The sequence below is a fragment of the Microbacterium sp. genome, assembly GCF_031178525.1.
In the GTDB taxonomy this organism is placed as follows: Bacteria; Actinomycetota; Actinomycetes; order Actinomycetales; family Microbacteriaceae; genus Microbacterium.
The window spans coordinates 36,406-43,048 of the sequence record NZ_JAPSJA010000002.1; the positions used below are offsets into that span (position 1 = coordinate 36,406).

General features: G+C 70.0%; 7 protein-coding genes. 4 read left to right on the forward strand and 3 right to left on the reverse strand.

The window, feature by feature from the left end; genetic code table 11:
- Window positions 1-62 precede the first annotated feature (62 nt).
- The gene (locus RIF89_RS00505; RefSeq protein ID WP_309067226.1) at window positions 63-1,346 is read left to right on the forward strand and encodes an alpha/beta fold hydrolase; all 1,284 of its coding nucleotides are present in this window, start codon (window positions 63-65) and stop codon (window positions 1,344-1,346) included.
- A 19-nt stretch (window positions 1,347-1,365) separates the two neighbouring features.
- Here RIF89_RS00505 and RIF89_RS00510 read toward each other — a convergent pair whose 3' ends face one another.
- The 3 genes from RIF89_RS00510 to RIF89_RS00520 form a co-directional block, all read right to left on the reverse strand.
- Window positions 1,366-1,917, reverse strand: coding sequence for a dihydrofolate reductase family protein (locus tag RIF89_RS00510; protein WP_309067227.1), 552 nt, complete (start codon window positions 1,915-1,917; stop codon window positions 1,366-1,368).
- Window positions 1,917-2,576 carry a dihydrofolate reductase family protein gene (locus tag RIF89_RS00515; protein WP_309067228.1) on the reverse strand — a complete coding sequence of 220 codons (660 nt, stop codon included), beginning with the start codon at window positions 2,574-2,576 and terminating at the stop codon, window positions 1,917-1,919. Before RIF89_RS00515 ends, RIF89_RS00510 begins: the two co-directional genes overlap by 1 nt.
- 132 nt (window positions 2,577-2,708) lie before the next feature.
- Window positions 2,709-3,596, reverse strand: coding sequence for a Bax inhibitor-1/YccA family protein (locus RIF89_RS00520; protein ID WP_309067229.1), 888 nt, complete (start codon window positions 3,594-3,596; stop codon window positions 2,709-2,711).
- A 135-nt stretch (window positions 3,597-3,731) separates the two neighbouring features.
- On the opposite strand from RIF89_RS00520, the gene RIF89_RS00525 reads away from it, so the two are divergent.
- The 3 genes from RIF89_RS00525 to RIF89_RS00535 form a co-directional block, all read left to right on the forward strand.
- Window positions 3,732-4,742, forward strand: coding sequence for a glycerophosphodiester phosphodiesterase family protein (locus RIF89_RS00525; protein WP_309067230.1), 1,011 nt, complete (start codon window positions 3,732-3,734; stop codon window positions 4,740-4,742).
- Window positions 4,743-4,783: 41 nt separating this feature from the next.
- The gene (locus RIF89_RS00530) at window positions 4,784-5,257 is read left to right on the forward strand and encodes a hypothetical protein (protein ID WP_309067231.1); all 474 of its coding nucleotides are present in this window, start codon (window positions 4,784-4,786) and stop codon (window positions 5,255-5,257) included.
- Window positions 5,258-5,318: 61 nt separating this feature from the next.
- Window positions 5,319-6,643: UvrD-helicase domain-containing protein (locus RIF89_RS00535; protein ID WP_309067232.1), on the forward strand; the 1,325-nt coding region annotated here is incomplete at its 3' end.

Genomic DNA, 6,643 nt, shown 5'->3' on the forward strand with positions numbered 1-6,643 from the left:
TTCTAGACAGGGGAAACCGAAAGCCGAAGTCCGGCTCGCTCACGAACGGGGAGGATGGTTCCATGACCGTCTTCTCGTATCGGGTGCGTGACCGCGTCATCCGGGATCACACCGTGACCGTGCCGCTCGACTGGACAGAGCCCGAGGACGGCCGGACGATCGAGGTCTTCGCGCGCGAGGTGGCGCACGTGCAGCGGCAGGACGCGCCCATCCTGGTGTTCCTGCAGGGCGGTCCGGGAGGCAAGGGGCCGCGGCCGGTGCCCGGGCCCGACTGGATCGACGAGGTGCTGCGCACACACCGCGTGCTGCTGCTGGACCAGCGCGGCACGGGACGGTCGACCCGCGTCGAGGCGGCATCGATCGCGGGCATGTCGGCCGCGGAGGCAGCGGAGTACATCCGGAAGTTCCGCGCCGAGCAGATCATCGCCGATCTCGAGCACCTGCGCCGGACGGTCTTCGACGGCGTGCGCTGGCAGACACTCGGGCAGAGCTACGGGGGCTTCCTGACGCTGACCTACCTGTCGTTCCACCCCGAAGCCGTGTCCGCCGCCTACGTCACGGGTGGGCTGACCACGTTCGAGCCGGAAGCGCTCGACGTCTACCGCCGCACGCTTCCGCGCGTCGCCGACAAGACCGCGGAGTTCTACCGCCGGTATCCGCAGGACGCCGAGGTGATCGCCCGGGTCGTCGACGTGGTGCAGAGCACGGACGTGCGCCTGCCCAGCGGCGACCGGCTGAGCGCCCGTCGCCTGCAGACCCTCGGCATCGCGTTCGGCATGCAGCCGGGGTTCGAGCAGCTCCATTGGCTGTTCGACGAGGCGTTCTCCGCTCCCGGTCGCCTCAGCGACCACTTCCTCGCCGAGGTGGACGCGCACACGCAGTACTGGGGCGGCCCGCTGTATGCGCTGCTGCAGGAGGAGATCTACGCGGCCGGTCCCGGCGCGACCGCGTGGGCGGCCGAGCGCGTGCGGGCCGGGCTCGGCGGCTTCGAGCCGGACACCGTGCCCGTCCCGTTCACGGGCGAGATGTTCTTCCCGTGGATGTATGACGAGATCGCCTCGCTGAGACCCTTCCGGGACGCCGCGCACGCACTCGCCGAGCGCGAGGACCATCCGGCCCTCTACGACGCGGCTCAGCTGCGCCGCAACGAGGTGCCGATCGCGGCGGCGATGTACTTCGACGACATGTACGTCGACTTCGGCCACGCGCAGCAGACGGCCCGAGAGGTGCCGAACACGCACCTGTGGGTGACGAACGAGTACGAGCACGACGGACTGCGCCAGGACACCCGCGTCGTGCGCACCCTGATCGACCGCGTCGTCGCGGAGGGCGGGCCGCTGGACTGACCGGCGGCCGCCGTGGCGGCTAGCGCACGACCTCGTACCGCAGGTCGACCTCGCGGTGCGGATCGTCGCCGAGAAGATTGCGCAGCCGGATGGGATCGCGGCCGACCGCGTCGTACAGGCGGATGCCGTCGCCCAGCAGCACGGGCGCGATGTGGAGGTCGAGCTGGTCGAGCAGGCCGCGCGCGAGCAGCTCGGCACCGATCGTCGGCGAGTGCACCTCGATGTTCCTGCCGCCGGCCGCCTCGCGCGCGATCTCCACGGCCTCGGCGACGTCGACATCGAGGAAGGTCACGCCGTCGGCGGGCGGGGCGTCCTGCGGATGGTGGGTGAGGACGAACACCGGCCCGTCCCACGTGCCGTACGGGCGCGCGCCGGGGAATGCGTCCCAGCCCCGCCGCCCGCCGATCACGGCGCCCAGCGTCTCGATGTACGCCTCGACGAGGCCGTCACGGCCCGTGATGCCCTCCATCCACGACAGGTCATGATCCGGCCCCGCAACGAACCCGTCGAGCGTCATCGAGAAGTGCCAGATGACCTTGCCGGCCGCGACGGGCGGCGTCCACTCGTCCATCACGCCACCTTCCGATCGAGGGTGAGATGCGTGGTGCCGCTCGGGGTCGTGACCGAGGCGATGTCGTACCGCGCCTCGAGTGCCTCGAGGCCGTCCCAGAGTCGCACGCCGCGACCGAGCAGGATCGGAACCACCGCGATGTGCGCATGGTCCACCAGCCCCTCGGCGAGGAAATCGCGAAGCATCGTGGGTCCGCCGCCGATGTGGATGTCGCGCCCGCCCGCGAGGTCACGCGCGGCAGCGAGCGCCTCGATCGGCGGAGCGTCCAGGAAGTGGAAGGTGGTCTCGCCCACGGGCAGCGGATCGCGCGGACGGTGCGTCAGCACGATCACGGGCGTATGGAACGGCGGCTCCTCACCCCACCAGCCCCGCCAGTCGGGGTCGTCCTGCCAGCCGGGCGGGCCGTACTTGCCGGCGCCCATGATCTCGACGCCGATGCCGCGGCCCTGCTGGGAGGCGAATGCGTCATCCGGCGCGGTCGACGGGTCGACATCCATCCGCTCGCGCCCGACCGCTCGCGCCTGGAAGGTCTCAGTCGGGAAGAACCATTCGTGCAGCCGCATGCCCGCGTGCCCGAAAGGCGCATCGAGCGACAGCCCCTGTCCCGTGCCGAACCCGTCGAGCGAGACCGAGAAGTTGTGTGCTCTGACCCGAGGCATCCGTGCTCCTTCGCCGTGCCGACCCGATCAGGACGGTAGCGGGATCGAGCGCGCGGCGATAGGGGCGACGCGGCGGGAACGACGAAGGGCCCGTCCCGGAGGACGAGCCCTTCGTAAGCGTGACGCGAGAGGTCAGTCGTTGCCGCGCAGGATCGCGATGATGCGCAGGATCTCGACGTAGATCCAGATGACGGTCGCGACGATGCCGAACGAGGCCTTCCAGCCGAGCTTGCGCGGCGCGCCGTTGCGGGCGCCGTTCTGCACGAACTCGAAGTCCATGACGAGCATGTACGCGGCCATCAGAACGGCCAGGATGCCGATGATCACACCGAGGGGCATGCCCATGATCTCGACGGAGCGCATGCCCCAGGCGAGCTCGCTGAAGGGGCCGCCGAAGACCATGAAGCCGACGTTCAGCAGGCTGAAGACGAGGTAGCCGAGCGAGGCGATCAGGACGATCTTGGTCATGCGGGGCGACGTGCGCACCTTGCCGCTGGCGAACAGCGCGAGCGTGACGCCCACGACCGCGAGCGTCGCGAGGGTCGCCTGCAGCACGATGCCGGGGAAGACCATCTCCATCCACAGCGAGAACGCGCCGACGAACAGGCCCTGTGCGGCCGAGTAGGCGAGCACGAGGCCCGCACCCGGCATGCGCTTGAAGGAGTTCACGAGGCCGAGCACGAAGCCCGCGATCGCGCCGACGACCGCGATGCCCAGGCCCATGCCGGGGTTCATGGTCGTGACGAACCAGCCGGCCGCGGCGGCGACCAGCAGCACCGCGAACGTCGCGAGCGTCTTGTGGATCGTGTCCTCGATCGTCATCCGGCCCGTGTCGACGGCGTCGGCCGAGGGCGCGGAGTAGAGGTTCTCGAGGTTCGCGGCGGGCGGCGGGACGAGGCCCGGCGACCGCTGTCCGGCGGCGGGACCGCCCGGGTAGGTCTGCGCCGCGTACGACTGCGGGGCCTGCGGCGGGCGCGTCGAGGTCTGGAACGCAGGATCGTTGAATCCCAGCTTGGCCATGTTCGGTCAACTCCAAAGGGTTGCGGGACAGCACTGTCAGGGCTGTTGATCCACACTACCCACGGTTTCTTATGCCTGTGCTGGGATTTCCGCGCCGCTCCGTACGCCGCGGGCGAACTCCCTAGGCTGGAGCCCGTGCCTCGCCGCCTGCCGCTCGTGATCGGGCACCGCGGTGCGCCCGGATACCGCCCAGAGCACTCGCGCTCGTCCTACGACCTGGCGCTCGAGCTCGGCGTCGACGCGGTCGAACCCGACATCGTGGCGTCGCGAGACGGCGTGCTCGTCGTGCGTCACGAGAACGAGATCTCCGGTACGACGAACGTGGCCGACCGCCCCGAGTTCGCCGACCGCCGCACGACGAAGATCGTCGACGGCGTGAAGCTCGCCGGCTGGTTCACGGAGGACTTCACCTGGGACGAGCTGTCCACGCTCACGACGCGCGAGCGGATCCCGGACCTCCGGCCCCGCAGCGCGACGTTCGACGATGCGCAGCCCATGCTGCGCCTGACCGACGTGCTCGACCTCGTGCGCGCGGGGTCGCTCGCGCAGGGGCGCGAGATCGGCGTCGTGCTCGAGATCAAGCACGCCACCTACTTCGCCTCGGTCGGGCTCGATCTCGCGCCGATGATCCTGCGCGATCTGAAGGCGACGGGATGGGACACCGGCGATCTGCCGCTCGTCGTCGAGTCGTTCGAATCGACGATCCTGCATCGCCTGCGCGAGCGCGGCCTGCCCGCCACCTACATCTACCTGCTGGAGGCGAAGGGGAAGCCGTTCGATCTCGTCGCCGCGCACGGTGACGCCGCGCCCTCGTACCCCGTGACCGCCAAGCCGCGCGGCCTCGACGGGCTCGTCGGCGTGGTGGACGGCATCAGCGTGGACAAGCGGATGATCCTGGCGCCGGATCGCCGCGGGCGAGCGACGGGTCCCTCGCCCGTCGTGGCCGACGCGCACGCGCGCGGCCTGCAGGTGTACACGTGGACGTGTCGACCCGAGAACGCGTTCCTCGTGAAGGAGTTCCGCGGGGCCGGCGGCAAGCCCGCGTTCGGGGACTACGAGGCCGAGTGGGACGTCGTCCGGCGCTCGGGCGTGGACGGCGTGTTCGTGGATCATCCGGATCTCGGAGTCGCGTTCTTCCGCGAGTGAGCAGGCGGGGCCGTCGTCGCGGCGATCACTACTCTTGACGAGTGGTCACGCGGTTCGGTCCCCTGCACGCGGTGTCCTCCGGTCTCGTGATCGGCGACCCCTCCCGGCGGCATCTGCGCCTGAGCCCCGACGCGTTGCGGCACTGCGACGACGAGCGCGTGCTCGAGACCTTCGACTGGGCTTCCATCGAGCGCGTGAGGCTCGACCTCCCCACGACACGATTCCGGTGGCCCGGCGCCGCCGCCGCGCTGGCGACGAGCGCGCTCGTGCTGCTGATGCAGGACGATCCCGGCGTGCGCGTCGACGACCGGGCTGCGACGCTCACGACCGCATCGGGAGAGCGGCGCGTTCCCCTCAGCCAGCACCACATCGGCAGGTATTGGCGCGGCGCCGTGGCGCGATGCGAGGCCCTGCTTGCGCGGCTCGTCGAGACGCCCGCGCACCGCGAGCTGCTCGCGCAGCCAGAAGCCCTCGTGCGGGCGGTCGCGCGCTCGGCGGCGCTGCGACCGCAGTGACCCGGCTCGAGCCCTGCGGCTCAGCCCGGTGTCAGAGGGCCGCCGTAGACTCGGAGGCGCAATGAGCGACTCCTCCACGCCTGTCATCGTCCCCGCCGGATCCGGGCCGCGCGGCCCCGTGCCGGGCGCGTTCGACGACCTCCTCGAGGGGCTCAACCCGCAGCAGCGCGAGGCGGTGGAGTACCGCGGCCCGGCGCTGCTGATCGTCGCGGGCGCCGGATCGGGCAAGACGCGCGTGCTGACGCATCGGATCGCGTCGCTGCTGCGCACGCGCGAGGCGTGGCCCAGCCAGATCCTCGCGATCACGTTCACGAACAAGGCCGCGGGCGAGATGCGCGAGCGCGTCGAGCAGCTCGTCGGCGACAGCGCGCGTGGCATGTGGATCTCGACCTTCCACTCGGCGTGCGTGCGCATCCTGCGTCGCGAGGCCGATCAGTTCGGGTTCACGAAGGCCTTCACGATCTACGACTCCGGCGACTCGCGCGCGCTCATCAAGCGCCTGGTCAAGGAGCACGAGGCCGACGCCCTCGGTCTCACGCCCGCGGCGGTGCAGTCGAAGATCTCCAAGCTCAAGAACGAGCTGCAGGACGCCGACTCGTACGCGCGCGACGCCAACATGAACGACCCCGTCGAGCGGGTGTTCACCGAGCTGTTCCGCGACTACCAGCGCCGGCTGCAGCGGGCCAACGCGTTCGACTTCGACGATCTGATCGCTCAGACCGTGTACCTGTTCCGCGCGTTCCCGCAGGTCGCCGACGTCTATCGCAAGCGGTTCCGGCACATCCTCGTCGACGAGTACCAGGACACGAATCACGCGCAGTATGCGCTGATCCACGAGCTGACGCGCCCCGTCTCGTCGTCGACCGACGTGGGCGGCGGCATGCTCGCGCTGATGGACGAGGCCGAGGGCGCCTCGCTCACGGTCGTGGGCGACTCGGACCAGTCGATCTACGCGTTCCGGGGCGCCGACATCCGCAACATCACGGAGTTCGAGCGGGACTACCCCGGAGCCAGGGTCGTGCTGCTCGAGCAGAACTACCGGTCGACGCAGAACATCCTGACGGCCGCGAACTCGGTCATCCGCAACAACTTCGACCGCAAGGACAAGCGGCTCTGGAGCGACCAGGGCGACGGCGAGAAGGTCATCGGCTTCACCGGCTACTCGCAGCACGACGAGGCCCAGTTCGTCGCCGACGAGATCGAGCAGCTGCGCCGCACGGGCGTCGACTACGGGCAGATGGCGGTGTTCTACCGCACGAACTCGCAGTCACGAGCGCTGGAGGAGATCTTCATCCGCGCCGCGGTGCCCTACAAGATCATGGGCGGCACGAAGTTCTACGAGCGGCAGGAGATCAAGGACGCGCTCGCGTACCTCGTCACGGTCGC